At 71.0% G+C, this 24,446-nt stretch carries 22 protein-coding genes and 1 pseudogene; 12 read left to right on the plus strand and 11 right to left on the minus strand.

Annotation, left to right across the window (positions count from 1 at the left end):
* Nucleotides 1–63: 63 nt before the first annotated feature.
* Nucleotides 64–2,385, minus strand: a complete 2,322-nt coding sequence (locus tag ACFWN2_RS08145) for an ATP-binding protein (protein WP_382425780.1) — start codon at nt 2,383–2,385, stop codon at nt 64–66.
* Between the two features lie 146 nt (nt 2,386–2,531).
* Between ACFWN2_RS08145 and ACFWN2_RS08150 the strand changes: the two genes are divergently transcribed.
* Nucleotides 2,532–3,677: a glycosyltransferase 87 family protein gene (locus ACFWN2_RS08150; RefSeq protein WP_382425781.1), complete on the plus strand. Its 1,146-nt coding sequence runs from the start codon at nt 2,532–2,534 to the stop codon at nt 3,675–3,677.
* On the opposite strand, the gene ACFWN2_RS08155 is transcribed toward ACFWN2_RS08150, so the two are convergent.
* Nucleotides 3,610–4,134, minus strand: a complete 525-nt coding sequence (locus tag ACFWN2_RS08155; protein WP_382425783.1) for a DUF4232 domain-containing protein — start codon at nt 4,132–4,134, stop codon at nt 3,610–3,612. The two genes, ACFWN2_RS08150 and ACFWN2_RS08155, sit on opposite strands and share 68 nt — an antisense overlap.
* 22 nt (nt 4,135–4,156) lie before the next feature.
* Nucleotides 4,157–5,044: a trypsin-like serine peptidase gene (locus ACFWN2_RS08160; protein ID WP_382425784.1), complete on the minus strand. Its 888-nt coding sequence runs from the start codon at nt 5,042–5,044 to the stop codon at nt 4,157–4,159.
* A 100-nt stretch (nt 5,045–5,144) separates the two neighbouring features.
* Between ACFWN2_RS08160 and ACFWN2_RS08165 the strand changes: the two genes are divergently transcribed.
* Nucleotides 5,145–5,492, plus strand: coding sequence for a hypothetical protein (locus ACFWN2_RS08165; protein WP_382425785.1), 348 nt, complete (start codon nt 5,145–5,147; stop codon nt 5,490–5,492).
* 70 nt (nt 5,493–5,562) lie between these two features.
* A pseudogene (locus ACFWN2_RS08170) lies at nt 5,563–6,588 on the plus strand (glycosyltransferase 87 family protein); the annotation flags it as partial.
* On the opposite strand, the gene ACFWN2_RS08175 reads toward ACFWN2_RS08170, so the two are convergent.
* Nucleotides 6,588–7,682, minus strand: a complete 1,095-nt coding sequence (locus ACFWN2_RS08175; protein ID WP_382425786.1) for a GTP-binding protein — start codon at nt 7,680–7,682, stop codon at nt 6,588–6,590. The pseudogene ACFWN2_RS08170 and the gene ACFWN2_RS08175 sit on opposite strands and share 1 nt — an antisense overlap.
* On the minus strand, nt 7,682–8,695 hold the full coding sequence (locus ACFWN2_RS08180) for a GTP-binding protein (protein WP_382425788.1): 1,014 nt from the start codon (nt 8,693–8,695) through the stop codon (nt 7,682–7,684). Before ACFWN2_RS08180 ends, ACFWN2_RS08175 begins: the two co-directional genes overlap by 1 nt.
* 72 nt (nt 8,696–8,767) lie before the next feature.
* Here ACFWN2_RS08180 and ACFWN2_RS08185 point away from each other — a divergent pair, with 72 nt between their 5' ends.
* The 5 genes from ACFWN2_RS08185 to ACFWN2_RS08205 all read left to right on the plus strand — a co-directional run bounded on the left by ACFWN2_RS08185 (nt 8,768) and on the right by ACFWN2_RS08205 (nt 12,689).
* Complete coding sequence (locus ACFWN2_RS08185; RefSeq protein ID WP_382425789.1) at nt 8,768–9,385, plus strand: DsbA family oxidoreductase; 618 nt, start codon at nt 8,768–8,770, stop codon at nt 9,383–9,385.
* A gap of 27 nt (nt 9,386–9,412) precedes the next feature.
* Entirely contained in the window at nt 9,413–10,324 is a 912-nt protein-coding gene (locus ACFWN2_RS08190) for an RNA polymerase sigma factor (RefSeq protein WP_382425791.1), read from the plus strand.
* Between the two features lie 88 nt (nt 10,325–10,412).
* Complete coding sequence (locus ACFWN2_RS08195) at nt 10,413–11,573, plus strand: acyl-CoA dehydrogenase family protein (RefSeq protein WP_382425793.1); 1,161 nt, start codon at nt 10,413–10,415, stop codon at nt 11,571–11,573.
* Nucleotides 11,574–11,680: 107 nt separating this feature from the next.
* A complete protein-coding gene (locus ACFWN2_RS08200) occupies nt 11,681–12,031 on the plus strand; it encodes an STAS domain-containing protein (RefSeq protein ID WP_382425794.1) in 351 nt (116 codons plus the stop codon).
* The gene (locus ACFWN2_RS08205) at nt 12,024–12,689 is read left to right on the plus strand and encodes a DUF1345 domain-containing protein (protein ID WP_382425795.1); all 666 of its coding nucleotides are present in this window, start codon (nt 12,024–12,026) and stop codon (nt 12,687–12,689) included. Before ACFWN2_RS08200 ends, ACFWN2_RS08205 begins: the two co-directional genes overlap by 8 nt.
* Here the strand turns inward: ACFWN2_RS08205 and ACFWN2_RS08210 are convergent.
* Nucleotides 12,683–13,123 (minus strand): helix-turn-helix domain-containing protein, encoded by a 441-nt coding sequence (locus ACFWN2_RS08210; protein WP_382425796.1) that lies wholly within the window; start codon nt 13,121–13,123, stop codon nt 12,683–12,685. The two genes, ACFWN2_RS08205 and ACFWN2_RS08210, sit on opposite strands and share 7 nt — an antisense overlap.
* Before the next feature lie 66 nt (nt 13,124–13,189).
* On the opposite strand from ACFWN2_RS08210, the gene ACFWN2_RS08215 reads away from it, so the two are divergent.
* Both ACFWN2_RS08215 and ACFWN2_RS08220 read left to right on the plus strand, forming a co-directional pair.
* Nucleotides 13,190–14,398 (plus strand): MFS transporter, encoded by a 1,209-nt coding sequence (locus ACFWN2_RS08215; protein WP_382425797.1) that lies wholly within the window; start codon nt 13,190–13,192, stop codon nt 14,396–14,398.
* Between the two features lie 4 nt (nt 14,399–14,402).
* On the plus strand, nt 14,403–14,657 hold the full coding sequence (locus ACFWN2_RS08220; protein WP_382425799.1) for a Smr/MutS family protein: 255 nt from the start codon (nt 14,403–14,405) through the stop codon (nt 14,655–14,657).
* A 1-nt stretch (nt 14,658) separates the two neighbouring features.
* Here ACFWN2_RS08220 and ACFWN2_RS08225 read toward each other — a convergent pair whose 3' ends face one another.
* From ACFWN2_RS08225 to ACFWN2_RS08240, 4 genes are all read right to left on the minus strand, one after another.
* Nucleotides 14,659–15,429, minus strand: coding sequence for an MHYT domain-containing protein (locus ACFWN2_RS08225; RefSeq protein ID WP_382425800.1), 771 nt, complete (start codon nt 15,427–15,429; stop codon nt 14,659–14,661).
* Nucleotides 15,430–15,561: 132 nt separating this feature from the next.
* Nucleotides 15,562–16,593, minus strand: a complete 1,032-nt coding sequence (locus ACFWN2_RS08230) for a B12-binding domain-containing protein (protein WP_382425801.1) — start codon at nt 16,591–16,593, stop codon at nt 15,562–15,564.
* Nucleotides 16,590–17,975 (minus strand): PP2C family protein-serine/threonine phosphatase, encoded by a 1,386-nt coding sequence (locus ACFWN2_RS08235; protein WP_382425802.1) that lies wholly within the window; start codon nt 17,973–17,975, stop codon nt 16,590–16,592. Before ACFWN2_RS08235 ends, ACFWN2_RS08230 begins: the two co-directional genes overlap by 4 nt.
* Nucleotides 17,976–18,131: 156 nt before the next feature.
* Nucleotides 18,132–18,962 (minus strand): PhzF family phenazine biosynthesis protein, encoded by an 831-nt coding sequence (locus ACFWN2_RS08240; RefSeq protein WP_382425804.1) that lies wholly within the window; start codon nt 18,960–18,962, stop codon nt 18,132–18,134.
* A 122-nt stretch (nt 18,963–19,084) separates the two neighbouring features.
* Here ACFWN2_RS08240 and ACFWN2_RS08245 point away from each other — a divergent pair, with 122 nt between their 5' ends.
* Both ACFWN2_RS08245 and ACFWN2_RS08250 read left to right on the plus strand, forming a co-directional pair.
* On the plus strand, nt 19,085–20,305 hold the full coding sequence (locus ACFWN2_RS08245; RefSeq protein ID WP_382425806.1) for a PHB depolymerase family esterase: 1,221 nt from the start codon (nt 19,085–19,087) through the stop codon (nt 20,303–20,305).
* A gap of 20 nt (nt 20,306–20,325) precedes the next feature.
* Nucleotides 20,326–21,018 (plus strand): GntR family transcriptional regulator, encoded by a 693-nt coding sequence (locus ACFWN2_RS08250; protein WP_382425808.1) that lies wholly within the window; start codon nt 20,326–20,328, stop codon nt 21,016–21,018.
* Here ACFWN2_RS08250 and ACFWN2_RS08255 read toward each other — a convergent pair.
* Complete coding sequence (locus tag ACFWN2_RS08255) at nt 21,015–24,299, minus strand: tetratricopeptide repeat protein (RefSeq protein WP_382425809.1); 3,285 nt, start codon at nt 24,297–24,299, stop codon at nt 21,015–21,017. The two genes, ACFWN2_RS08250 and ACFWN2_RS08255, sit on opposite strands and share 4 nt — an antisense overlap.
* Nucleotides 24,300–24,446: the final 147 nt, after the last annotated feature.

Consider the following 24,446-nt stretch of genomic DNA (forward strand, 5'->3'; position numbering starts at 1 on the left):
CGTTCGCAGAGGCCTTCCGCGCGCAGGGCGGGGAGATCGCGCCGCCTCCCTGGAAGTGGTGACCTACCGCAGGGCGGCCGTCAGCTTCGCCGCCGTGACGCGGATCGCGGGGGTGTCGTAGCGGTCGCATTCGGCCAGTGCCCGCACGCGCAGTTCGCGGGCCTGCGCCGGGTCGTCGGCGATGTCGGCCAGCCGGGCCATGATCTCGACCCGGTGGTCGGACAGGCGTGCCTCGTCGAGCGCTGCCCGGAGTTGTTCGCGTGCCTCGGTGACACGGCCCGCGTCCATCAGGACGAGGCCGCGGTTGTGTTGCACTCGGGCTGTGCCGGCGGTGTTGGAGTGCCTGCGGAACGACGTTTCCGCCTCGTCGAGCAGGTCCAGTGCGTCGGTCACCCGGCCCGCGGTGGCCAGGGTCGTCGCCAGGCGGATGAGGAGCATCGAGAGCAGTTCGTCGTCGCCGCCCGACCCGCGGTGCTGGTCGACGCTGCGTTGCTGCACCTCGACGGCTTCGGTGAGGTTGCCGGTGGTGTGCAGCATGAAGCCGAGGAGGGAGAGGGCCAGGTTCTCGCCGATCCGGTAGCCCGCCTGTTCGAAGAGCTCGACGGAGCGGCGGCCCAGTTCCACGGCCTTGTCCGGTTCTCCTACTCGGCGGCGGATCGCCGAGCCGTAGTAGTAGGTCCAGGCTTCGGTGAGGGTGTCGTTGATCGGTGTCGCGGCGGCTTCTTCGTGCACCGCAAGCGCTTCGTGCGGCCGGCCGCACAACGCGTAGAGCGCCCAGGAGAGGTAGTTGAGCTGTTCGGCGGTGGCCTTCGTGTCGCCCAGCCGACGGGCGGCGTGCGCACCGGCTGAGAAGACCTCGTGCCACAGTTCGCCCACGCCGTGCATGTCCGAGTACCAGTGCATGGCTTGTGCCAGCAGCAGAACGCGGTCGTGCTCGCCCGCTTCCAGCGCTTCCTGCAGGGCCTCGCGCCAGTTCTCCAGTTCCAGTTGCAGCCAGCGGTCCGCCGACTCCTTGTCGTGCACCGGGCCCAGGCGTTCGGCGGGCTTGTCGTGGTCGAAGAAGAGGGCTGCCCTCGTGGCGATGTCCAGGAGCCAGTGCCGCAGACGTGTGCGTGCTTCCTCGACGGTGGCGGGGTCGTCGTCCAGTTCCAGGCGTTCGGCGGCGAAGACGTGCAGCAGGTCGTGGCGGGTGTAGCGGCCTGGGGTCTCGCTGATGCCGAGCAACGAGGCGTCGGCGAGCTCGTCCAGCGCCTCGTGGGCGTCCGGCGTGAGGACGGCGGCCAGGGACGTGCTCACGTCCGGGCTCGGCACCAGGGCCAGCCTGCGGAACAGGGTGGCCGCGGCCGGGCTGAGCTGGTGGTAGGAGATCTCGAACGCCGCCCTCACCTGCAGGTCGCCTGCCCTCAGCACGGAGAGGCGGCGGCGTTCGTCCTCCAGTTGCTCGGCCAGATGACCGATCGTCCACTGTGGCCTGCTCGTCAGGCGGTTGCCCGCTATCAGCAGCGCGAGCGGCATGCCTCCGCACAGCTCGGCGACTCGTGTCGCCGCTTGCGGTTCGGCGTCCAGCCTGTCCTGGCCGGTGACGGCGCGCAGCAGATCGACGGAGCGGTTGAGCGGCAACAACTCCAGGGCCAGCCGGTGGCGGGCGTCCAGGCCGGTCAGCGTGCGGCGGCTGGTCAGCAGCACCAGGGTGCCGGGGCTGGAGGCCAGCAGCGGGCGCACCTGGGCCTCGTTCGCCGCGTTGTCCAGCACCAGCAGGACCGTGCGGTCGCGCAGCTGCGAGCGGTAGAGGGAAAGCCTGTCGTCCGGGTCGGACGGGATCTGGCGTTCGTCCACGCCGAACGAGCGCAGCAGGCGGTGGGCCGCCCTGTCCGGGGTCAGCGGTTCGGGGTCGGTGCCGCGCAGGTCGAGGAAGACGCAGCCGTCGGCGAAGCGCGCGCCCAGGCGGTGGCCCGCGTCCACGGCCAGCGCGGTCTTGCCCGAGCCTGGAGCGCCGTGGACCACCGCCATCTGCAGGCGGGACGACGACGCGGCGTCTTCGGCGAACCCGTTGAGGAGTTCCTTCTCGCTGTCCCGTCCGGTCAGCTCGACGAGCACCGGAGGCAGCGAGGACGCCACGACGAACGGTGCCTCAGGGCGTTCCTGGACCGCGACCACGCGGCTGGCGCGGGCCAGCGCGGTGAACTCGGCCGCCTCCTCGTCGTGCAGGTCGAGGCCGGTGATGAGCAGCTGCACCGTGCGGAACTGCGGGCTCAGCGTGCGGCCGCGTTCCATGTCGCTGATCGCGCGAGTGCTCAGACCTGTGCGTTCGGCCAGTTCTTCCTGCGTGAGCGGAATCCGCGATCGGTAAAAGCGCAGAAAGTCCCCGAACGCCGTCGTGCTCACTGCGCTCCCCCTCTTCGTTCTAGCGCATTATGCGTCTACAAGGACGCGCACGCTCGTCCGTCGTTGCTGGCGGGAGCAGTTCTTCCGGTGGTTCTGCCGGTTGTTCAGCAAGGTGAACGGCCTGGGGCGTGGATAATTTCGAATGGGTGTCCATCGCTTCGCCGACGCGGAAATCCGATGCCGTTCCGCGCAGATTCACGATTCAACTGGCCGTTGTGCTGTGGGCGGCCGCGCTGGGGTGGCTGCTGGTCACCTGGTCCGGTCACTACCCGATCGACCTCGACGTCTACCGGCTCGGCGGCCTCGCCTGGCTCGGAGGTGACCCGCTCTACGCCGGGTTCACCGGGCCGCCGCTCGACCCCCAGCTGCCCTTCACCTACCCGCCGATCGCGGCGGTGCTGTTCAGCGGGCTGAGCTTCCTGCCGGGCGCCCTGCTGAACCCGCTGGTGGTCGCGGCCGGGTTCGGCGCGCTGACGGTGGTGTGCGTGGCGGTGGCGGGCGAGGTCCGGCCGGGTCTCAAGTGGACGGCCGGTCTCGTGGCCGCGATCGGCGCGCTGGCACTGGATCCGGTGTGGACGACCTACGGCTACGGACAGATCAACCTGTTCCTGATGGCGCTGGTCGTGACCGATGTCCTGCTGGTGAAGGACAAGCGTTGGCGAGGAGTGCTGATCGGTGTCGCGGCGGCGATCAAGCTGACGCCCGCGATCTTCGTGCTGTACTTCCTCGCCCGGCGCGAGTGGCGGGCGGCGATCACGTCGGCGGCGACGTTCGCCGGGCTGGCGATCGTCGGATTCCTCGTGGCACCAAGGGATTCGCTGCAGTACTGGCTGCACTCGCTGCTGAACCCCGACCGCATCGGCGACATGTCGCTGGCGACCAACCAGTCGATCCGCGGTGTGCTGCGCGGGTTCGGTCTGGCACAGGGCCTGGAAACGGTGCTGTGGGTCGTGCTCGCGGCGGTCGTGGTGGCCGCCGCGGTGTTCGTCGCCCGGCGCACCCGCGACGACCTCGTCGCGCTGTTCGTCATCGCGGGTGCCGGGCTGCTGGCCTCACCGGTCTCGTGGCTGCACCACTGGGTGTGGTGCGTTCCGGTGCTGGTGTTCCTTGTCCTGCGCGGCAACGCCTGGCCCGCCGTGGCCGTGTCGCTGGTGTTCGTGACTCGACTGCACGAGTTCGACACCTACGTGTGGCTGGCGGTCATCGCGTTGGGAGCACTGGCTTTCAGGACTGCGACACGTCCGTCACTTCCACCTCGGAGCCCCGCAACGGCTCGTCGTCCGGCCACGTGACGGTGGTCGTGTGGCCGTTCTCGGCCGGGATGTTCAGGTTGACGACGTCCGGCTGGAAGCTCACCGGCTCCTGCGAGGACATCAGAATGCGCGACTCGGCGTCCTTGCCCGGCTGGACGTTCACCGGTGCGGGGTCGCTGTTCGGGTTGTCCGGCACGACGGTGATCCCGCTGCCGTCACCCTCGCCGTGGCCGCTGCCCTTGGTGAACGTGACGCCCGTCGGCACGCCCTGCAGCTTGCAGTTCGTGTCCGGACCGGCCGCGTTGTAGTGCAGGACGAACGCTTCCTGGCCCGCGGACGAGTACGGGTCCTTCGTCACCGAGACGACGAGGTCCGAGACGTCGCAGGGCTGATCGGACGGGTTGGCCGACGCGGCTCCGGTCGCCAGGGGCAGAACGGCCACCGCGAACAGCGCGGCGACGCCCAGGCCCGCGACCGACTTGTGCTTGGTGTTCATCGTCAATCCTTCCCTCTTGTGATCAGAGGTCGTCGGCGCTGACGTACAACGCCTTCACGGCCTCGGAGAACGCGGCTCCGCTGAGGTCGGTCGTGACCAGGTCGCCGTTCATCGTGCCGCGACTGGTGACCGAGAAGATCGTTCCCCTGCCCGTGGCGGGGTCGAACCCGCGCAGCCACGGCCCGCCGCTGGAGCCACCGGCGAGATCGCAGTCCGTCTCCCACGTGGACAGCACCGAGTTGACCTTCAACGTCGCCGGGCGCACGCACGACAGCAACGCTTCCCCTCGCGCGAACTCCGACACCGGATACCCCAGAGTGGTGGCGTCAACCGGTGATCCGACGGTGTCGAACGACACGTCCTGCGAGCCGGCCACGTCCTGGACGTGCTTGCCGCCCAACGGGTCCAGCGCGATCACCGCGTCGTCGTCCAGGCCGCTCGACGGCCCGCTGTAGGTGTCCGACCAGGCGAACGCGCGCGCCGTGAACACGCCGTGCGGCTGCGCGCCGCGGTCGTAGCCGGGCACGAAGACGACGTTCAGGATCTTGATCGGCCTGTCCCACCGGTCGAGTCCGCCGTTGACGCAGTGCCCGGCCGTCAGCACGACGTCCTTCGTCTCGCTCGGCACCACCGTCGCGGTGCAGGAGTGGTCCTCGCCGTTCGAGTTGGACATGAACAGCCTGCCGACACCCGGCGCTTGGCCCTCGTACGGTTTCGAGATCTGCTCGGCGGGCGGGAGATCGCCGTCTCCGACCGATTTCATCCGTTCCGGAGTCCAGTGGGCCAAAGCGGCGGCTCGGTCCGGTTCGGACACCTTCGTCACCACCTGGCCGGTTTCCGCCTGCGCCGGGGCCGCCACCAGGGCCGCGGCGAGGACCAGTCCGGTCGTGCTCAGTGCTTTCCAGGTCATGTTCGGTTGACGTTCCACGACGTGTGAAAGTTGCGCGAAAACCAGCAACCAAGATCTAAACCAGCTTTTGGAATGAGATTCCAATTGAGACAATGCGACTGTGGAAGGACCTTGGTCGAGGGCGACCCTCAGGGTGTGGCCGGGCGAGATGACCGTGGCGGAGATCGACGCCGTTCTCGGGATCGAGGGCGGGGTGGCGGACGACCGGCTCTGGTACGTCGAGCCAGGGGTGGGGGACCTGCACCTCGATGACAGGTTGAAGGTCGTCGCGGCGCTGCTGGTCGAGAACGGGAAGGCGCTCGCCCAGGTCGCGGCGAAGTGCGAGATCGACCTGTTCGTGTCCTGGACGCCGAAGGACGGGCAGGACTCCGTCTGCCTCGGCCCGGACCTGATCAGGGTGCTCGGTGAACTGGGCGCCCACGTCGTGATGGACACTCACACCGGCTAGAGCCGCCGTTGTGGGAGGAAACCCGGTGAACGAACAGCGCGTCCTGAGGTTCGCGCCGCTGGTGCTGTGCGTGTCGCTGGCGATCTACGCCGCGACGGCGAACTGGCAGATGATCGACCTCCAGGTGTACTGGAGCCTCGCGCCCAACGTGCTGCGCGACCAGCTCTACTCGATCGACATGCCGTTCACGCCCGACTTCCCGCTGCCGTTCACCTACCCGCCGTTCGCGGCCGCGGTGTTCCTTCCGTTGTCGGCACTGCCGTGGGTCGCCGCGCGGGTCGTCTGGCAGGTCGTGTCGCTGATCTGCCTGTGGTGGCTGGTGCGCACGGCCCTGAAGTCGTTGGCAGGTCATGAGCACGACGAGCGCCGCGCTCTGCTGTGGACGGCAGTCGCGCTGTGGTTCGAGCCCGTCCGCAAGACCCTCGACTTCGGACAGATCAACCTCGTGCTGGTCGCGGGTGTGTTCGCGGCGATGCTCGCGGTGCGCCAGGTGGTCGCGGGCCTGGGCGTCGGCGTCGCCGCCGGGATGAAGCTGACGCCGGCGATCTCCGGGCTGTACTTCCTCGTCACACTCCGGTGGAAGGCCGCGCTGTGGTCGATCGGAGGCTTCGCGATCACCGTGGCGCTCGGCTTCCTCGTGTCGGCACCGGACTCGTGGCGCTACTGGTTCGAGCTGCTCGGCGCGGCGGACCGGGTCGGGCCGGTCGGGTCGGTGATCAACCAGTCGTTGCGCGGCGCGTTGTCGCGTTCCCTCGGGTACGACGTCGAGACGTCCTGGCCGTGGCTGCTCGCGGTCGCCGTGGCGGCCGCGCTGACGTGGGTCGCGCTGCGGGCGGTGGTGCGGGCGGGGGACGCGCTGGCCGCCGTGGTCGTCGTGCAGCTGTTCGGGCTGCTGGTCTCGCCGATCTCGTGGAGCCACCACTGGTTGTGGGTGATCCCGCTGGTGCTGTGGCTGATCTACGCGCGGCGGAACCTCGTGCTCGCGGGGGTGTGGGTGGTCGCGGTCTGCTCGGACGTCATCACGATCCTGATCAACCTGCAGCCGTCGATCTGGGAGATCCCCAGGCCCTGGCCGCTCGCGGCGCTGGGGTGGGTCTACCCGGCGCTGGCGCTGGTCACGCTCGGGGTGATCGCGTGGTCGTGCAGGTCGCTGAAGTCCCACTCCGGCAACGGGTCCTCGAACGTCCGCCACACGTCAGGCCCCGCCGCCAGCTCGTGATCGGTGAGCAACGCGGGGTCCAGGCGCCGCGCGGGCTCCGTCACGTCGAGGCCCACGCCGATGAACACCAAGTCCTGGCGTGCGACCGGTGATGAGAGCACCTGACCGGGTTCGATGACCAGGTTCGGGCCTGCCTGCGACCACACGGCCAGCACGTCCGGCCGGGACGCGATGTGGCAGAAACCCTTGCTGCGCAACACACCCTCCCAGTCGCTCAGAGCCTCGACCAGGCGGGTGGGGTGGAACGGGCGTGAGGCGCGGTAGGTGACGGACCGGATGCCGTACTCCTCGGTCTCCGGGGTGTGCCCTCCGGCCAGTTCCTGGGCCCAGCCCGGTGCCTGCGCGGCCGTGACCGGGTCGTAGAGGCCGGTGTCGAGCACGTCCGCGAGATCGACGACCCCTCGACGCGTGTGCAGCAGGCGGGCGGACGGGTTCAGTCGGCGCAGCAGGGCGTCGAGCCTGGAGAGCTGGTCCGGGGCGATGAGGTCGGTCTTGTTGACCACCAGGACGTTCGCGAACTCGACCTGGTCGACGAGCAGGTCCGCGACGTCACCCGCGGCCAGTTCGCGCAGGAAGCCCTGCGCGTCCACCACGGTCACCATCGTGTCGAGCCGCGCCAGGTCGGACAGGCTAGTGCCGTCCTCGAACGTCCAGTCGAACGTGGCGGCCACCGGCATCGGCTCGGAGACGCCCGTCGACTCGACCAGGATCGTGTCGAACCGGCCCGAGCGGGCGAGTTCGCCGACGCTGTCGAGCAGGTCCTCCCGCAACGTGCAGCAGATGCAGCCGTTGGTGAGCTCGACGAGCCGTTCGGTGGTGCGGTCGACGAGGGCCGCGTCGATGTTGACCTCGCTCATGTCGTTCACGATCACCGCGACGCGACGGCCGGAGCGGTTGGTGAGCACGTGGTTGAGCAGCGTCGTCTTGCCGGCGCCCAGGAAGCCCGACAGCACGGTCACGGGAGTGCGCATCAGAGTTCCATCTCCTCGTGCCAGTCGGCGAACGGGTCGGCGAAGTCGAGCTCGGTGATCAGGCCCAGTTCCTCGTCGGTGACCAGGGCCGACCGCAGCGCCGCGGTGATCTTCGTGGCGTCGGCGGAGGTGGTGATCACGACGACCTCCTGGTCGCGGTCGCGCTCCCACGGACCGAGGTTGCCCACGCGCAGCCCGCCGCCCGCGGACTCGAGCCACAGCGCCGCGTCGGGCTGGCTCGCCACCCACACCCGGCCGCGCACCCGCACCACGCCGTCGAGCAGCACGTCGATGCAGTCGTGCAGGCGCATCGGGTGGAACGGGCGCCGGTCGGTGAAGTGGACGACGGACACGCCGTGCGCCGGTTCCAGCGACGGCCGCCCGAACAGCAACGACCCGAAGCCGTCGTCGATCTCACCGCGTCGCGAGGTCCTGGGGATCGCGCTCAGCAACGAGACGACGTCCAGCGCGTCCAGGAGCTGACGTGGCGCGTCCGGGTTCAGGCGGTCCAGAACGGTGGTGAGCACCGCGTCGGCCGGGCCGGTCAGCACCAGCGCGTCCGCGAACTCCGCCTGCCCCACGACGACCTGCGCGACGGTCCGCTCGTCACCCTCGGCCGCGCGCATGCCCCGGTCGGCGAGCGAGTCGGTGCCCGTCGCGTCGCCGAGCCACGTGGCGCTGTCGACGACCGTCACGACGGCCTCGACCTCGACGGAGGTCTCGCTGAGCGCGAAGCAGACCGCCTCCGGTTCGAGCATCGGGTCGAGCTGCACGATCACCCGCCCGTCGATGCTCTCCAGCAACGGGATCAGGTCCAGCCGCAACGTGCACGACACGCACCCGTGCGCGAGCTCCAGCACCGTGAGCCTGCCGTCCGCCCAGCGCCGCACCACCCCGTCGGCCAGGCTGCTCAGATCGTGCCTGACCAGCGACGACTCCGGTGACGCCCGCCAGAGCTCGTCGGCCACGTCGTGGTGGGTGAACCCGGCTACCAATACGACCCGTGCTGCCATGGATCGCAGCCTACATGACAACGATTATCGTTTCGGAACGAGCCGGCCGCGAGGCGTGACATCATCGAAGCCATGCAGGTCGAGTTCTGGGCTGACGTCATCTGCCCGTGGTGCTACATCGGCAAGGCGCGCTTCGACAAGGCGCTCGCGGCGTTCGAGCACCGCGACGAGATCACCGTGGTCCACCGCGCGTTCGAGCTGGACCCCACGAGGACCGGCGTCGAGTCCGTGCAGGACATGCTGGCCGCCAAGTTCGGGCCGCGCGCCGCCGAGATGGAGGGTTCCGTCGCCCAGCTCGCGCGCGACGAGGGCCTTGAGTACCGGCTGGACCGCGAGGTCGGCAACACGTTCGACGTGCACCGGCTGCTGCACCTGGCGGGGGAGAAGGGGATCCAGCACCAGGTCCTCGACGCCGTGCTGCTCGCCAACTTCGGGCACGCGCGCTCGCTGTTCACGCCCGAGTCGCTGAGCGAGATCGTCACCGAGGCAGGGCTCGACGCCGCCGACGTGAAGTCCGTGCTCGGGGACCCTGCCGCGTACGCCGGCGAGGTGCGTGCCGACGAGCAGCGCGCCAGGGACATCGGTGTGTCCGGCGTGCCGTTCGTGGTTCTCGACGAACGCCTGGCCGTGTCAGGCGCGCAGCCCACCGAACTGTTCGAGCGCGCGCTGGCACAGGCCCGGCAGGGCTGAGCGATCCCGCCGTCCGACGCCGAGCTGGTGCACGCCGCACGGGCCGGTGACGTCGGCGCTCTCGGCGGCCTGCTGACCCGCCATCGCGCGAGTCTCCTCGCCGTGGCGATCAGCGTCGTCGGGTACGGGCCGGACGCCGAGGACGCCGTGCAGGAGACGAGCCTGATCGCGCTGAGCCGCATCGGCGACCTGCGCGACCCGGCCGCGGCCGGTCCCTGGTTGCGCACGGTGGTCCGCAACGTCTGCCGCGCGCGACTCCGGTGCCGGACCGACCTGACCCTCGGCGACGGTCTCGCGGCGGTGCTGCGCTCATCCGAACCGGATCCGACCGAACTGCTCGACCGGCACGCCACCCGCGACTGGGTGTGGCACGCGCTGGAGCAGTTGTCGTCCCCGCTGCGCCTCGTGCTGATGCTCCGGTACTTCAGCGGGGTGACGGCCTACCAGGACATCGCCGTCGCGTGCGGCGTGCCGGTCGGCACCGTGCGCAGCCGCCTGCACGAGGCCCGCGGCAAGCTGTCGCAGGCACTGCTGTCCACGGCCGATGCCGCCCACGGCGACGTGCGGGCTGTCACGGCGGCCCACCGCCGCCACCTCACCGACATCCTCGAAGCCCTTCCTCGTGGCCAGGCCGGATCCGTGCTGGCGGACTCGTGGTCGCCGACCGTCGCGGTCTCCGGGCCCGGCGGGTTCCAGGGCGAGGGGTACGTCCACCTCGTCCGCGGGCTGGAGCAGGACCTCGCGGACGGCGTGGGCCACGGCGTCACGAACGTCGTCGCCGGCCGGGACCTCGCCGTCTGCGAGTTCGAGCTGCGGAGCCCGCCGGAGGACCCGGCGCACTGCCCGCCCGGCGCGGCCTGGGTGCTGCGGACGGGGGCGGGCAGGGTGCTGCAGGCCCGGCTGGTCCACCTGCGGCGACCACCGGCGCTCACGGCGTGAGCCACACCACACCGCGGTGTTCGAACTTTCCGGGTCGGACGATCCATCTGGTCGGGGTCATCGTCCAACCCCGATTCGGAGTCCCGAAGTGCTTTCCTACCCCCGACTGCCCTGGTCCGCCGACGAACTGCCGGAGCGTCTTCGCCCGGTGATCGAGAAGTACCGCGACGAGGCCGACGAGCTTCGCCGGCTGCCACACGAACTGGTCGGCGAACTGCGTGCCGCCGGCGCGTTCCGGTTCAGCACCCCGGCCGAGCTGGGCGGGTTCGAACTGCCGCTGGCCGCGGGCGCGGACCTGGTCGAACGGCTGGCCAGGCTCGACGGTCCGATCGCGTGGATCGTGTGGAACCTCAACGTCGGCTTCAGCGCGGCGGTCCTGGCCGAGTCCCGGGTGGCCGAGGTCTGGGCCGGCGGCCCCGACCCGTTGATCGCGCACTCCAGCCAGCCCGGCTTCCTGGTGCCGGACGGTGACGGGTTCCGGCTCTCCGGCCAGTGGAAGCTCGTCAGCGGCGTCGAAGCGGCCGAGTGGGTCGCGTTGCTGGGCGTCGTCGTGGACGGCGGGCAGCCGCGCATGACCGAGACCGGGCCGGACCTCCGGTTCTGCCTCGTGCCGCGCTCGTCGGTGACGGTGCACGACACGTGGCACCCGTCCGGCATGCGAGGTACCAACAGCAACTCGGTGACAGCACAGGACGTGCTCGTCGCCGCGGACCTGACGGTCACGTTCGCCGCGCCCGCCCGCATCGACCGGCCGCTGTACCGCGTGCCCGTGCCGAACCAGATCTCCGCGGGCGGCGCGGCGGTCGTGCTCGGCATCGCCCGCGCGGCGATCGACGAGGTGGTTCGGCTGTCCCACGCGAAGACCGGGCCCGACGGCGTGGCGATGGCACTCCAGCCGCGACTCCAGGCCGTCGTCGGGCAGGCGTCCGCCCAGCTCGACGCCGCGCGGGCGTTGCTGCTGAGCACGGTCGGCGCGCTGGACGCTGCGGCGGTCGCGGACCGCCCTGCGACGGAGGCGGAGCGTGGAGCGGTCCGCGGCGCGTTGGCCCACGCGGCCGAGACGGCGCGCACGGTGCTGACCGCGATGTACCAGGCGGGAAGCTCGTCCGCGCTGCCCGAGGCGAGCAGGCTGGCCAGGCTCTTCCGCGACGGCCACACGGCGGCGCAGCACGCGATGATGGCCCCTGCCCAGTACGAGGTGGCCGGCCGCACGGTGCTCGGCGTCCCCGCGGGAGACCCGTCGCTCTGACCCCGGCGGCCGGCCTCGGGGTGCGAGGCCGGCCGCCTTTCGTCACAAGTGCGGGCAGCGGATCGGTTAGCGTGGAGCCGACGATCAGATCGGGGAGGCTTCACACCGTGAACGAGGGCAACGCTGCTCTGTTGAAGGTCGAGTCCGAGGAGCGCGACGCCGCCGTCGTGCTGCGCGCCGAGGGCGAGGTCGACTCCTACACAGTGGAACTGTTGCGGGAGAAGCTGTCCGAGGCGTTCGGCGCGGGACGTCCCGTGGTGCTCGACCTCAGCGGCGTCGAGTTCTTCGCGTCCGTCGGCCTGTCCGCGCTCGTGGAGTACCACCTGCGCGGCGAGGAGCGCGGCACACCGTTCCGTCTCGTGTCACCCAGGGGCAGCGTCCTGCGGGCGCTCAAGGCCACCACGCTGACCGAGACGCTGGAGCTGTACCTGGACGTGGACTCGGCGCTGAATGCCTGACCTGCCGTCCCGGCCGGTGCCGGACGGGTTCGTGCTGGACCGCACCAAGGTGGCCGTCGCGGTCGCGGCGGGGCTGGTCAGCGGCCTCGTCGTGACGCTGACCGGCCACGGCGAGTTCGGCCTGCTGGTCGGCTGGGACGTCGCCACGCTCGTGTACCTGGTGCGGGCGTGGCTGGTCATCTGGCCGATGGACGCCGAGGAGACAGCCCAGCACGCCGTCCGCAACGACCCGACCCGCCGCGTCGCCGAGGTCGTGCTGATCGTGGCCGCCGTGGCGAGCCTCGTGTCCGTGGGCTTCGTACTGGCCCGTGCGGCACACACGACCGGCGGGTCCGAACTGCTGCGCGTCGGCCTGGGCGTGCTGTCCGTGGTGCTGTCGTGGACGGTCGTGCACACGATCTTCACGCTGCGCTATGCCCGCCTCTACTACTACGGCGCGGACGGCGGCATCGACTTCAACCAGCCCGAACCGCCCGACTACGGCGACTTCGCGTACGTGGCGTTCAGCATCGGCATGACGTTCCAGGTGTCCGACACGAGCCTGTCCGGGCGGGAGATGCGGCGCACGGCGTTGAAGCACTCGCTGTTGTCGTACCTGTTCGGGACCGGGGTGCTGGCGACGACGATCAACCTGGTGGCGAGCATCAGCAGTCAGTGAGCCGGGTGCTCCGCGATGAGCACCAGCGCGTCGAGCACCCGCCACCAGTCGTGCTCGCTCGCCTCGCGTCCCAGCGCCCCGCTGAGCAGCACACACGCGCTGATCAACCGCGCGGCCACCTCCTGGGAGTCTTCTCCCGACCTGGCCAGAGTGGCCACGGTCTCCTGGAAACGGCGGCTGCGGCTCAGCTTGACGACGCTCTGGGGGACCGGCCCGGTCGCCACCGGTGCTCCTGACCCGAACTCGATCGAGAGCTCGGTGCCGAGCGCGGCCGCGAGCCTGCTCAGCGCGTTCGTCGTCGGGTTCCCCCTGCCGTTCTCCAGGTTCGCGATGTAGGGCACGGACAGGCCCGCGTCGGCGGCGACCGAGGCGACGGTGCGGCCCGAGGCCTGCCGCAGGGCGCGCAGCCTTGGGCCGATGGGCTCGTTCGGCACGTCCGCTCCTATCTTGACAGAACACTTCGGATGGCGCTCTTATTCTGACGAGAATACTACCTGGGGGTGGTCGTGCTCGAAGCGCTCAAGATCCGTGACTTCCGCCTGTTGTGGACCGGCCGGACCGTGAGCCTGCTGGGCTCGTGGCTGCTGGTGATCGCCATCCCGGCCCACGTCTACGCGCTCACCGGCTCGCTGCTCGCCACCGGCCTCACGCTCGTCGCCGAACACCTGCCGCCACTGCTGCCCGGCCCGATCGCGGGCGTGCTCACCGACCGGTGGGACCGCAGGCGCGTGATGATCGCCGCGGACCTGTTCCGCGCCGCCGCGGTCGTGCTGATGCTGTTCGCGACGGCCGGGCACTCGCTCTGGCTGGTCTACGCCGCGCTGATCGCGGAGAGCGCGGGAGCGGTGCTGTTCCGGCCCGCCGCACAAGCCCACCTCCCGGTCGTCGTCGGCAAGGGGAGTGCTCTGACCAGCGCGAACTCGCTGAACGCCGTCGTCGACGGCACGGTCCGGCTGGTGGCGCCACCGCTCGGCGCGGCGGTCCTGACGTTCGCGGGATTCGCCACGCTCATCTGGATCGACGTCGGGAGCTACCTCGTCTCGGCGGCCGCGATCGCGCTGACCACGCGCCGCTCCGGGCCTCCCAGGGGTGAACGGGTCGATCTCGCCGGTGGGTGGAGGGTGCTGCGGGGGTTGCCGGTCGCCGTGGTGCTGCTGCCGTTGACGGCGGTGTTCCTGGCGGCCAACGCCTCCCTCAGCGCGGTGCTCGTGCCGTTCGGGATCCAGCGGCTCGGTGGCAGCGAGCAGATCGGGTTCGTGGTGTCCGCGCTCGGGGTCGGGTTCCTGCTCGGCGCGGTCCTGGTCCGTCGGCTGATCGACCGCGTGCCGCCACGTCACCTGCTCGCGGCGAGTCAGCTCGCGGTCGCCGTGGCGTTCTTCGCGCTCTTCGGTTCGACCTCGTTGGTCGTCGCGCTGCCTGCCGGTGTCGCGATCGGAGTGTTCGGGTCGATGACGCTCGTCACGCCGCAAACGGTGCTGCAGCGGGAGGTGCCGAACGAGGCGCTCGGGCGGATCAGCGCGGTGTTCCTGTCGGCGGAGGCGTTGGCGACGCTGGCCGGCGCTCTGGCCGGACCGCTGCTCGCGCAGACGTTGTCGTTGGACGCCGCTGTGGTGGTCGCGTGTGTCGTCACGGCCGGTGGTGCCGTGGTGGGCTTCGTGCTGTGGGACCGCGTTGTCGTTGGTGGGCAGCGATTCCAGCTGTCAGAATGAGCGCGTGCCCGACAAGCTGACCATCGACCTGCACCCGGTCTTCCGCAGCGACCAGGACATCGCCCAGGCGATCCGCGGCGCGCTGTTCCGCGCCGCGGGCCAGAAGGTGCCGCTGGTCGAGATCATCACGGGCAAGGGGTCGGGCAAGCTCAGGAGCCGCGTGCTCGCGATGCTCAAGCAGCCGCACGTGAAGAAGCTCTACCGGCGCGTCGAGACGGCTCCCGGCAACGACGGGAAGCTGCTGGTGCACCTCACCTGACTCAGCCCTGGCTGGTCCGCCGCATCACGCGGTCGAGCAGCTCGGCCTCCTCGCTCGCCTCCTCGTCGGACGAGGTGAGCGCGAGCAGGAAGATGATGATGACGCTGACGCCCGCGCCGCCGATGATCAGCGACGTGATCAGCTCCTGCGAGTTGCCGACGACGATCGCCGCGGTGTGGTCGTGCGCCATGTTCATCGCGTACATGCCGGTGTAGTGCATGCCGGTGACGGCGACGCCCATCACCAGCGCGGCGCCGCCGACGGCGAGCGGGCCGGTGACCTTGCGCGTGAACCACAGCGCGACGGTCGAGGCGACGACGGCGATCACGACGGACAGCGCCACGATCCAGAGGTTGTAGGACACGTCGGCGTTGATGATGATCGCGGACATGCCGGTGTAGTGCATCGCGGCGACGCCGAGGCCGGTGACGAGACCGCCTGCGGCGAGCAGGGCGAAGCGGGTGTCGCCGTCGACGCCGTAGCGGCGCACGATGAACAGTCCGATCGCGACGACCACGATCGCCACGACCATGCTGAGCAATGTGATCGGGATGTCGTAGGAGACGTTCGACCCCATCCACGTGCCGAGCATCGCGGTGAAGTGCATGCCCCAGATGCCGAGTCCGCCGATCGACACCGCCGCGACGGCGATCCACCAGTTGCGCGTCGTCCTGTTCGCGTTGCGTGCGCGTTCCGCGGCCAGGAGTCCCAGCACCGAGCCGAGTACCGCGACGACGTAGGCAGCGATCGGTGTGGCCGTCCCCATCTCCATGGTCGAGATGAAAACATTTCAAAACTATCGTCGGCAAGACCGTTGGGAATAAAGGGTTTCAGTAACACGAACCGCGATCGGGCGTGCACACCCCGTACGTGGAAGGCATACTCTGCGTCCGTCCACTTGAGATTAGTTCACGGATTGGACACTCAACCGGGGCAGGGCGAGCATGCGTTGCGCGCGCGGGAAGTCGCGCAGCTGCGCGGCGAGCAGGTCCAGGGTGGGCTCCAGAACCTGGGCCGGCACCCCGCGCGCGTTGAGCACTGCACCGGTCCAGGAGACGAACTCCACGAACAGAGAGTCGTCGTCCACGTACAGAGCGGTCGCCAGGTAGTCGACGATGTGCGCCAGGTCTTCGGCCGTGCGCTGCCGTTGTTCGTCGCTGTAGGACGCCATGGCGGGCACCCGGTCTTCGAGACCCCGGTACACCGAGCGCACGAGATCGCGGGCGGTCCGCGTCACGAGCGTGTACTCCTGGTCCGCGAGGTGCGGCAGGTCGTCGACCGGCTGGTGCGGAGGGTTCGGCACCGGCAACGTCTGCGACAGCAGCATGTCCGCGGCCGACCGGGCGTCGGCGGCCCACGCATTCGCGCCGAACCGCCGCGCGTACACGCCGTCCGCGCCGAAGGCCGCCCCGCCGACCATCACCGGCACGCCCGTCGCCTGGCACGCCGTCATCGTGGAGTGCGCCACGGGAAGCCGGGTGGCGATCGAGCTCGACAACGCCACCACGTCCGGGCCGGTGCGGTGCAGGTACGTGATGAGGTGCGGCGTGGGCACCTGCGCGCCCAGATAGTCGACGGCGAACCCGCGCAGCGCCAGCACCTCCGCCAGCAGGCGTGCGGGCAGCGCGTGCCACTCGCCGTCCACGCACGCCACCGTGACGCGTCCGTGCTCGGGCTTGCGGCGCGGCCTGGTGATCGACAACGCGGTGACCGCCCGGTCGTTGATCGCGGTGATCGCGTGCTCCTGCGCGACGCTGATCCGGTTCGCGGCCCACTCCTGGCCGACCCGCTTCTGCACCGCGCCGATCACGTCGAGCAGCACGACCTCGTGGCCGTGCTCACCGGCGGCGTCGAGCACCGCGTCGGTGGCGCCGTACTCGTCGCCGCGGAGCGCGGCCTCCCAGAGGGCGTCGACCGCGTCCGCGACCGGGTTCACGAGTGCCTCCTCCGCGGCGCCGTGATGGCCAGAACCGCCATGTCGTCGTGCTCGCCGCCGCCGACCCACTGCGAGGCGAGCATGTGCACGTGTTCGACGAGCGCCTCTGCCGGCATGCCGCCGCACGCCGTCAGCGCGCGGTGCAGGCGTTCCTCGCCGAACTCCTCGTCGCCCAGCGGGCCGCCGTGGGCCTCGGTGATGCCGTCGGTGTAGAGCAGCAGCGAGTCGCCGGGGGCCAGCACGACCTCGTCGGTCGCCGTCACGATCTGCGGCAGGATGCCGACGAGCGTGCCCTTGTTCTTCGCCACCTCGACCTGACCGTTCGCCCGCACGACCAACGGCGGCAGGTGCCCACCCGACGTCAGCCGCACGTGCAGACCGGCGTCCACGGGACGCACGGTGCCCACGACGGTGGTGATGAAGCGCGACTCGTCGGTCGTGAGCAGCGCCTGGTTGAGGGCGTGCAGCATCGTGTCGTGGTCGGTCACGACCTGCAGCAGCGCGTGCACGGCCGTGCGGACCCTGCCGGTCTGCACCGCCGCGTCGAGGCCCTTGCCGCAGACGTCGCCGAGCACGACGAACAGCTCGTCGTCCGGCAGTTCGTGCACGTCGTAGAAGTCGCCGCCGACGCGTTCGGTGTCGGCCGCGGCCCGGTAACGCCCGGCCAGGTCGACGTGCTCGTAGCGGCGCAACGTGGGCGGCAGCAGGTCGCGGGTCAACCGTTCGGTGATCACGGCCTGCTGGGTGAACAGGCTCGCGGCCGAGATGGCGACACCCGCCCGCGAGGCGAAGAGCCGCGCGAACGCCTCCTCGTCCTCGGTGAACTGCTTGTCGCGCCGGATGAGGATCAACGCCCCGGCCGGCACGCCGTGGCCGGGCAGCGGGGTGACGACGATCGAGACCACGTCCCGCGCGAGCCAGTCCGGCGCCGCGGCCGGGTCGATCCACCGCGACGGCACCGGCGGGAAGCCGCGCAGCGCCTCGCTGAGGCCCATCACCTGGTCGACGTCCACGTGCTGCAACTCGTAGGTCGGCGCCTCACCCCGGCGGCACCGCGTGATCGGGTGCCCGTCGCTCGACGGCGGCGCGATCACCAGCGCCTCGTCCGCGAGGTGCGCGGCGGCCAGTTCGGCCACGACGTTCATGCAGCGCTCGGGGTTGAGCGAGGTCATCAGGTCGCTGGACATCCGCGCCAGCAGCGCGGCCCGGTCCCGTTCGAGCAGCAGGTCGGTCTCGTCGAGCAGCCACCAGGTGACCGAGCCGTCCTCGTTGTCGATCCGGTGGGCGGCGTAGCAGCGTTCCGCGACGTGCACCGACTCGCCGTGCTGCCAGTCCGGCGGCAAGACCTCGTCGGGGAAGAGCGTCCTGGCTGCGTCGTTCATGCCGTGCACCGCACCGACGGCGTCTACGACCAGCGCGGGGCACGGGGAGCGCAACCAGCTGGAAACCGTGACCACGGTCCGATCATCTCATCCGATCCCGATCAAGAACAACGTTTGAACCCTGCTCGGAGCGGGTACGCGGTCCTCTGAGGACGATCACAGCATCACCCGTCCGGTGATGCCTGCCACTGTGTTCCCGCCGACCCAGATCTGTCCATCGGCCCGGGTGAGGTGAATTCGTCCGCGCCGGCCGAGCGCGGTGCCCTGGGTCGCGACGTACCGCTCCTGAGCGATTCCGGCGGGGATCAGCCACTGGGCGATCGCGGCGTTGAGACTGCCGGTCACCGGGTCCTCCTCGTACCGGCTGCCCTCGTAGATGAACGCCCGCACCTCGAACGCGGCGTCGTGGCCCTCGGGATGCGGGCCGACCACCCCGATGCCGGTGAACTCGCCGAACCGCCGGTAGTCGGGCCGCACGGCGAGCACGGCCTCAGCGGAGCGCAGCAGCACCGCCGCCCAGCCAGGACCGTTGTCGGCCCACTGCGCCCCAACGATCTCGTCCGGCGCGATCGCCAGCGCCGCCGCCAGGTCCCGCGGGTTCTCGACCGGGCCGCCGCGCAGCAGCGGGGGAGCGGCGAACGCCAGCCGCGCACCGTCCCGACGCACCTCCACCAGGCCGGCACCGCACTCCTGCACCAGCCGGTCCCGGTCGCGCGGGGTGCCGCCGGCGGTCAGCCACGCGTGGGCCGAGCCGAGCGTCGGATGGCCGGCGAACGGCAGCTCGCGGCTCACCGTGAAGATGCGCACCCGGTAGTCGGCACCGGGGTCGGTGGATGGCAGGAGGAACGTCGTCTCGGCGAGGTTCGTCCAGTTCGCGAACGCCGCCATCTGCTCCGTGGTGAGGCCCTCCGCGTCGTGCACGACCGCGAGCGCGTTGCCCTTCATGAACTCGTCGGTGAAAACGTCGACCTGGCTGAACGTCCGCATGGTGTCAATGGTGCCGTCCGACGTCCGGTGACCGCACGAGGTGGCTGCGTCACACGTGGTGCAGGCCAGTTATCGGCTCTTAACCTCACAAACACGTCCTGCCTGCAACGACGGAGGCGAACATGCGATTGAGGAACGTGCTCGTGGCACTCGCGGCGGCGACCGGCCTGGCCGCGACATCCCTGTCGATCTCGCTCGCGGCGGTCCCGCCACCGCAGCAAGGCACGCTGACCAAGCTGAACATCACCGGCACGTACGTCAGCGGCATCTCGTCCGGCGGCTACATGGCCAACCAGCTGCACGTCGCCTACTCAGGGCTGTTCCAGGGCGCGGGCATCTTCTCGGCCGGCGCCTACGACTGCGCGCAGAACAACGTCAACACCGCGCTGCTTGCGTGCATGGACACGTTCCAAGCTCGCAAGACCCCTGCCCAGCTCGAACAGCTGACTCGCGACCGGGCGGCGGCGGGCACGGTCGACGCGCCGCAGAACCTGTCCGGCGACCCGGTGTGGCTCTTCCACGGCACCGCGGACGACACGGTCGACGCCGCGGTGAACAACGACCTCGCCACCTACTACCGCGACTTCGGCGCACGGGTCGTCTACAACAGCACGACCGCGGCCGGGCACGCCTGGATCAGCCCGATCGGCCCGAACGCCTGCGGCTCCACGGCGTCGCCGTACATCAACAAGTGCTCGGCGGACGTCGTCCGGGAGATGCTGGGGCACCTGTTCGGTTCCGTGAACGCGGCCGCCTCGACGCTGACCGGCAAGCTCGTCCAGTTCGACCAGAACACCTACGCGCCCGGCGGCAACGCCTCGTCGATCACCATGGGCCGCGAGGGTTTCGCGTACGTGCCCAAGGCGTGCGAGACCGGTCCGTGCAAGCTGATGGTGGCGTTGCACGGCTGTCAGCAGACGTACGGCCAGATCGGCAACGCGTTGATGGACAAGGCTTATCTCAACGAGTACGCCGACACCAACGGCATGGTCGTGCTCTACCCGCAGGCCACCACGTCCACCGCGAACCCGCGCGGGTGCTGGGACTGGTGGGGCTACCAGTCGGCGCAGTACGCGCAGAAGACCGGTCCGCAGATGACGGCCGTGGTGAACATGGTCAAGGCGCTCTCCAACGGCGGCCCACCGCCCACCACGACGACGACCACGCCGCCGGCCACCCAGTGCGTCACCGCCAGCAACTACGCCCACACCGTCGCCGGCCGTGCCTACGCCAACCTCGGCCAGACCTACGCGCTCGGTTCCAACCAGGCGCTCGGCCTCTGGAACACCTTCACCACCAGCACGATCCGGCAGACCTCGACGAACCACTGGGTGCGGTGTTGATCAGCCCATAAGGTGGTCGCATGACTGGCGCCGACTGGCTCGCGTCCCTGGCCGCCGAGGGTGTCGTGCTGGGCAGGGTGAGCACGGCGGAACGCGTGGCGGAGTTCGTCAGGACGCGCGTCGTGGAGGGCGACCTGCTGCCGGGCACCCGCCTGTCCGAGGAAGCGCTGCGCACCGCGCTCGGCATCTCGCGCAACACCCTGCGCGAGGCGTTCAGGCTCCTGACGCGCGAACGGCTTCTGGTGCACGAGCACAGCCGGGGCGTCTTCGTGCGCACCCCGGACGAGGCCGACGTCGTGGACCTCTACGCCGCGCGCCGGGTGATCGAGAGCGGCGCGCTCTCCGCGTGGCCGCAGGCGCCGGAGGAGAAGCGGCAGCGGGTGCGCGACGCCGTGCACTTCCAGAAGGAGTCGGCGGCGGCGCGGCGCTGGAGCGACGTCGCCACCGGCAACATGAGGTTCCACCAGGCGATCACCGGCCTGGTCGGCAGCGCCCGCCTCGACGAGGAGGTGCGGCGGCTCCTCGCCGAGCTGCGCCTGATGTTCCTGCACATGGGCGACCCGCGTGAGTTCCACGAGAACTACGTGCGGCTCAACCGGGAGATCCTGGAACTGGCCGACTCCGGCTCGGTCACCGAGGCAGGCGAGGCGCTGCGGAGGTACTTCGACGTCGCCGAGCAGCACCTGCTGACCCGCATGCGAGCACACGGCTAACGCGCCCGCTCCAGCACTTCCGCGGCACGTGCCTGCGCGTAGCGGTTCCCGGTGGCGCGGTGGACCTCGACGGCGTCGCGCGCGTACCGGGCCGCATCGGTGAGGGCGCCCGCGCGGAGGTGGGCGTGCGCCAGCGCGGCCAGCGCGGACCCGGCCAGGTCGCGGAAACCGGACTTCCGGGTGAGGTGCAGCGCGGCGCTCGCGGGATCGGGGTCGGCGGTCGAGAAGGACAGGCCGGTGAGCGCCTCGCAGGTCGCGTAGGGGTTGCCCGCCTCTTCGGCCACGGCGAGCGCGCGGGTGTGAGCGCCGGTCGCGTCCTCGGTGCGGCCGAGGGCGAGGAACACGGTGCCGAGGGTGTTGAGCGCGAAGGCCACGTCGATCGCGTCGCCCACCCGTTCCGCCAGCGAGAACGCGTGCTCCGCCAGCCGCAGGGCCTCGGGCAGGTCACCCGCGCGGCGCCTCACGACCGCGAGCCGCCGTGAGCACTCGCCCTCGGTGCCGAGGTCGCCGTGGGACTCGCTGAGCCGCAGGCCGTCGAGCAGCACCTCCCGCGCCCGGTCCAGCTCTCCCACCTCGCTCAGCGCCTCGCCGAGGTTGGCCGCCGCGACGCCCTGCCCGAACCGGCTGCCCAGGCGCAGCTGGAGTTCGCGCGACCTCGTGCAGATCTCGACGGCCGCGCGCAGCCTGCCGGAGTCGCGCAGGACGAGCCCCAGGTTGCCGAGCGGGCTCATCTGCGCCTGCGGTTCGCCGTCGCGTTCGAAGATCCGCAGCGCCGCCTCGAAGTGCGCGGCCGCGTGCTCCAGCTCGCCGTTCTTGAGGAACACGATGCCCATGTTGTTGAGGACGGCCGCCTCGCCCAGCGTCCACGGCGTGCGGCGCACCAGCGCCAGCGCGGCGTGCAGGTGGGTCAGCGCCGCGGAGGTGTTGCCGCGCAACCGGGACAGGTCACCGAGGCTCAGCTGCAGGGCGGCCTGGGCCGCCGCGTCGCCCGTCCTCTCGGCCGCGGAGAGGGCGGCGTTCGCGGCGCGGGCCCAGTCGGACAGGTGCGCGCCCATCGTGAAGTGGCCGCGCAGGACGTCGGTCAGCGCGCAGACGAGCTCGGGGTGGTCCTCGTGCAGGCCCGTGACCGCGGCGACGAGCCCGGGGCGTTCGGCGTCCAGCCACGCCCGCGCGCGGTCTCCGTCGGCGAACTCGGGAGCCGCGGCCAGGTGCGGTTCGGCGCCCGGCAGGACCGCCATGCTCCGGTACAGCACGGCGCGTGCCTGGTGGACGTGCGCCAGCGAGTGCAGCAGCACCCGGCGATGGGCGTCGTGGCGGTGCTCTGCGGAGTCCTCGTCCGCGCACCGGGCGGCCGCGTAGAGGCGGAGCAGGTCGTGCAGCGAGTAGCGACCCGCGCTGCGCTGGTGCACGAGGTGCGCGGACTCCAGCAGGTCCAGCGCGGACGCGGCGTGCCGCACCTCCGCGCCCTGCGCGGCGGCGACCGTCGCGGCCGTCAAGTCCGGTCCCGGCAGGATCCCCAGCAACCGGAACACCGCCCGGACCGGGGCGCGCAGCCGGCGGTAGGACAGGGTGAACGACGCGCGCACGGCGGCGTCCTCGTCGTCGTCGATCGCGAGCGCGTCGAGGCTCGCCACGCCCGTGAGCGTCTCCGCGTGCTCGGCGACGGACAGGTGCGGGCGGCTGCGCAGGATCGCGGCCGAGATCCGCAACGCCAGCGGAAGCCGGGCGCAGCGTTCGGCCAGGTCCGCCACGGCGGCCGGTTCGGCGGCGGCACGGGCCGTGCCGAGCTGCCTGGCCAGCACCGCCCTCGCCGCGGCCGGGGTCAGCACGTCCAGCACGAGCACGCGGGCGCCGTCGCGCGCCAGCAGACCGCCGAGGCGGTTGCGGCTCGTGACCACGACGGTGCTGGCGGGCGCACCCGGCAGCAGCGGCCGGACCTGGTCGGCGGTCGCGGCGTTGTCGAGCACCACGAGGACCCTGCGTTCGGCGAGCAGCGTCCGGTAGAGACCGGCGCGCTCCTCCGGGGCGTCGGGGACCTCCTGCGGCGTCGCGCCCAGGGCCCGCAGCAGCCCGGCCAGCGCGTCGTGCGCGGTCACGGGTTCGCCGCCGGAATGGCCGCGCAGGTCGACGTGCAGGCTGCCGTCGGGGTGCGCGGCCTGCTGGTGGTGCGCCCACTGCACGGCCATTGCGGTCTTGCCCACGCCGGGCGTGCCGACGACCAGCAGCACCGCCGTGACGCCCTGCGCGACGAACTCCGCGCGCATCTCGTCCATCGCGGTCATGTCGGCCTCCCGGCCGGTGAAGCCGACGGTCAGCGGGGGCAGCTGAGCGGGCGTTCGCCGCGCTGCCGGCACGTCGAGCGCGGCGGGGCCCGAGTACAGCGCGGTGTGCGCGGCGCGCAGCACCACACCCGGTGCCACGTCGAGCTCCGCGCGCAGCCGGGCGCTGATGTCGGTGTAGCAGGTGGCCGCGAGCGCGCGCTGACCCGACGACGACAGCGCGCGGATCAGCGCCGCGTGCAGCTCCTCGTGCAGGGGTTCCACAGTGGACAGTGGCAGCAGCCTGGCCGCCACGGCGGCGTGTTCCCGCGGCGTCGTGGCGGTGGCGGCGTTGAGCAGGGCGGTGGACAGGCGTCGCTGGGCCACGGCGATGGCGGCCGGGTGCCACCGCAGCCGTTCGTGCGAGCCCGCGAGCACCTCGCCGCGCCACCGCGCCAGCGCCGCCGTCGTCAGGTCGTGCACGGTGGTGCGATCGCCCTCCGCTGCGGACGCGCGGCGCACCAGGCCGGCGAACTCGAGCACGTCCGAGGCGTCCGGCGACAGCACGTACCCGCTGCGGTCGCGGACGAGCGCGGCGCCGCCCAGCCGTTGCCGCAGGCGGGAGACGTAGGTGTGCAACAGGTTCACGCAGCTCGGCGGCGGGTTCTCGCCCCACAGCACGTCGACCAGCTCGTCCTGCGAGATCGGTTCGCCCGGCTGCAGCGCGAGGACGCCGAGGACCAGCGCGTGCATCGGCGGTCCGGGGTCCACCGGTTGCCCGCGGCGTTCCACGACGAGCGGACCGAGGGCGCCGACGCTGAGCTCCACGACCTCGGGCGGCGCACCGAACAGCCCGGTCGCGGCGGCGAGCACCTGTTCGGTGTGCGGGTGCGGCGTGCGCACCCGCCCGTTCTCCAGGTCCCTGATCGCGCGGACGCTCACGCCGGTCCGGTGGGCGAGGTCGGTCTGGGTCAGCCCGAGCCGGCGCCGGGCCGCCCGCAACCGCTCTCCGAAACCGTCCACCGCAACACCACCTGAAGATCATTCTGCCGGTTCTGCCGGTCGGGCGCGTCGACCGAACAGCGGCAGTGCGCTGGTCCGCGCCCGATGCCGCCGCTACGTCCGCGTCCAGCGGACCTACCCGTTGTGCCCCATAGCTTTTCGGTGTGC

Source organism: Lentzea sp. NPDC058436, assembly GCF_042721515.1.
Lineage (GTDB): Bacteria > Actinomycetota > Actinomycetes > Mycobacteriales > Pseudonocardiaceae > Lentzea.

Coding starts and splice junctions, on each gene's coding strand:
- ACFWN2_RS08225 (WP_382425800.1), bottom strand. CDS start 15,429: ATGGAGATGGGGACGGCCACACCGATCGCTGCCTACGTCGTCGCGGTA.
- ACFWN2_RS08250 (WP_382425808.1), top strand. CDS start 20,326: ATGACTGGCGCCGACTGGCTCGCGTCCCTGGCCGCCGAGGGTGTCGTG.
- ACFWN2_RS08160 (WP_382425784.1), bottom strand. CDS start 5,044: ATGACCTGGAAAGCACTGAGCACGACCGGACTGGTCCTCGCCGCGGCC.
- ACFWN2_RS08205 (WP_382425795.1), top strand. CDS start 12,024: ATGCCTGACCTGCCGTCCCGGCCGGTGCCGGACGGGTTCGTGCTGGAC.
- ACFWN2_RS08240 (WP_382425804.1), bottom strand. CDS start 18,962: ATGCGGACGTTCAGCCAGGTCGACGTTTTCACCGACGAGTTCATGAAG.
- ACFWN2_RS08180 (WP_382425788.1), bottom strand. CDS start 8,695: ATGGCAGCACGGGTCGTATTGGTAGCCGGGTTCACCCACCACGACGTG.
- ACFWN2_RS08185 (WP_382425789.1), top strand. CDS start 8,768: ATGCAGGTCGAGTTCTGGGCTGACGTCATCTGCCCGTGGTGCTACATC.
- ACFWN2_RS08175 (WP_382425786.1), bottom strand. CDS start 7,682: ATGCGCACTCCCGTGACCGTGCTGTCGGGCTTCCTGGGCGCCGGCAAG.
- ACFWN2_RS08235 (WP_382425802.1), bottom strand. CDS start 17,975: ATGAACGACGCAGCCAGGACGCTCTTCCCCGACGAGGTCTTGCCGCCG.
- ACFWN2_RS08155 (WP_382425783.1), bottom strand. CDS start 4,134: ATGAACACCAAGCACAAGTCGGTCGCGGGCCTGGGCGTCGCCGCGCTG.
- ACFWN2_RS08245 (WP_382425806.1), top strand. CDS start 19,085: ATGCGATTGAGGAACGTGCTCGTGGCACTCGCGGCGGCGACCGGCCTG.